Genomic DNA, 2,269 nt, shown 5'->3' with positions numbered 1-2,269 from the left:
GCAGTGATGACGCGTCGGGAGGTGCACATGTGCCCTTGCGAATTCACATGGGGATTCACATGGTTCGTGGGTGTAGGCTGCTGAGCTTTGCTGTTCGTATGAATTACGACGGTGAGAGACGAGCGGTGATCGAGGTGCGGCTAGCGATCATCGAGGCTCGGTTGGCGGGGCTTACTGTGCGGCTTCATCGCCTCGAGCGTGCTCCAAAGCAGATAGGCGACCCTCGAACTCATCCAGACGGCTCATTATCTGATCGAGCCGCGTGAGCACTGCGTCCTCGGTTGTGGCTTCGCTGGTCTCGTCGGGCTGCACGCGGTAGAACGTCCCGCGTCCCTGCCAGGCGACAACTAAGCCCTCGTGGCGTAGTACGTCGATGGCGGCCCGAGCAGTCTCACGGGCTACGCCCCATTCCTCCGCCAGCTTAGGAGCGGACGGGAGTTGCCCTCCCGGTGTATAGGCGTCCCGGAGCTGGTCCGCCATCCGGAGATAGACGGGACGCAGGTCGTCGGGGTCTTTCAGCTCGCCAGCCACGCGGTTCAGTGTACTCACCTGGCTAGCTACGGGTATGTAGGAAATGGTTACCTAGACAGGTATAGACAAGACTGGTGTACGCCGGTAACGTTGGTCATATCGAAAGCGGCCCGGAAAACGGATCATCGGGGAGGCCCAAATGTCACAGCTCCGCTCAATCTCGAACGCGATCGCGCTTCGTCCGCCTCGTCTGAATGCGGCGGGCCGATGCGTGAATTGCCTTACCGCGCAGTGTGATTCGGCTCGTTGCATCGCCTGGTATGCGGGTTCGGTGTGGGAGGTCTGCGAGCGGTGCGGCGGCACCGAATACGTCGATGGTCACATCGATCCGGAAACGGCGTCGCAGCGGTGCGACTGCATTCACGGCCTGACGGAGGCGGGGGAGTCGTCGCGGCCGTTGGCCGATGTGGTCGCGCTGCACCCGGAACTGGTGGTGAAGGCTGCTGCTCCGACGGTGGTCTATGAGTGCTGGCCCGCTGGTGGCGGTGCTCCGGTGCGTTGGACGGGTCGGTGATCGGCATGGCTGCTGTGAGCGGAAACGTGGTTTCGTTCCCGGTTCGTTCGGCTGGGCCGTTGCGTCCGCCTCGGCTGACGTTCGCTCGTCGGTGCGTGTGGTGCGGTGAGCTGGACTGTCAGCACCCGGATTGCATTGCGCTGCATGATGTCTCGGTTTGGCAGGTGTGCCGCCAGTGCGACGGCACCGGGTTGGCGTTCTCCGGGCCTCAGGGCTGCACGTGCGCGTTCGGGCTGGTTCATGTGGCTCCGGCGGTGCAGCGGGTGCTGGGTGTGACCGCGAAGGGGGAGACGGTCACCGAGCAAGGTCACTGGTCCAGCTACAACGATCGCACCTATTACGGGTTCTGCAATCCCCCGTCCCCGTCGAAGCGGGTCTCCGCGGTGTCGCTGGAGGGGAGCGTGGGTGAGGCGGTGGCCCTGTGACCGAGCCTGCTGAGCTTCCAAGCCCTGTCACCGATGGTGATGGGGCTTCGGCCCGTGAGACGGCGGCCGAGCGTCGCTCGATGTTGAACATGCTGGAGTTGGCTGAGGCGACGGCGGACAAGTTCGGGGAGTGCCGCCGCCCGATCCCGATGTACAGCGTCAACGCTGAGACCGGGAAATCGGAATATGTTGGCGCGCCGTGTAAGTCGACGCTGACGAGCGTGTGCCCGTCGTGTGCGGCTCGTGCTCATGCGCTGCGGGTGCAGCAGGCTCACGAGGGCTGGCACATCGAAACCGAACCGGTCGATATCAAGCGTGATCCGACAGCGCTACAGCTGGAATTGGTCGAGGCCCGCGCGAGTCTGATGGACGACTACCAGGCCGCGAAGGCGCGCCACGACCTCGACATGATGGACGGTATCCGCGAGGTCGTGGCGGATCTGGATGCGGAGTTGCGGGGGACTGGTGTGCGCGGGCGTCTTCCGGCGCTGGATCCCGAGCCGAAATCGGAGCGCAAACGGTCCACCCGCCGCCGCCAGGACGTCCCGGACCTGCCCCGCAAGAAGGTCAGCAAGTCCACCATCGGACGGCAGTACGCGGGCAAGTACCGGCCCTCGATGTTCATCACCCTCACCCTGGACTCGTACGGGCGCATGCATGATGACGGCGCGATCAACAGCAAGGGCAAGCCCTGCGGTGACGGATCACCACGCAACCCCGATACCTACGACTACCGGCGTGCGGCCCGTGACATCGTGTTCTTCCCGGCCTTGTTCGATCGGTTCGTCCAGAACTACCG

At 64.1% G+C, this 2,269-nt stretch carries 4 protein-coding genes; 3 read left to right on the top strand and 1 reads right to left on the bottom strand.

Translation table 11 applies throughout. The features are described from left to right. Positions 1–171 precede the first annotated feature (171 nt). A complete protein-coding gene (locus A5789_RS01250; protein WP_227463173.1) occupies positions 172–531 on the bottom strand; it encodes a winged helix-turn-helix domain-containing protein in 360 nt (119 codons plus the stop codon). A gap of 139 nt (positions 532–670) precedes the next feature. Between A5789_RS01250 and A5789_RS36205 the strand changes: the two genes are divergently transcribed. The 3 genes from A5789_RS36205 to A5789_RS01235 form a co-directional block, all read left to right on the top strand. Continuing rightward, a complete protein-coding gene (locus A5789_RS36205; protein ID WP_155525906.1) occupies positions 671–1,045 on the top strand; it encodes a hypothetical protein in 375 nt (124 codons plus the stop codon). A 242-nt stretch (positions 1,046–1,287) separates the two neighbouring features. Then, entirely contained in the window at positions 1,288–1,470 is a 183-nt protein-coding gene (locus A5789_RS36200) for a hypothetical protein (protein WP_064903154.1), read from the top strand. Positions 1,471–1,550: 80 nt separating this feature from the next. Beyond that, positions 1,551–2,269, top strand: a 719-nt coding sequence (locus A5789_RS01235; RefSeq protein ID WP_369828746.1) for a replication initiator, incomplete at its 3' end; no start/stop codon positions are given.

The organism is Nocardia sp. 852002-51101_SCH5132738 (assembly GCF_001665695.1).
Taxonomy (GTDB): Bacteria; Actinomycetota; Actinomycetes; order Mycobacteriales; family Mycobacteriaceae; genus Nocardia; species Nocardia nova.
The sequence above is the reverse complement of the archived record's forward strand: the minus strand, read 5'-3'. Positions and strand labels throughout refer to the sequence as shown.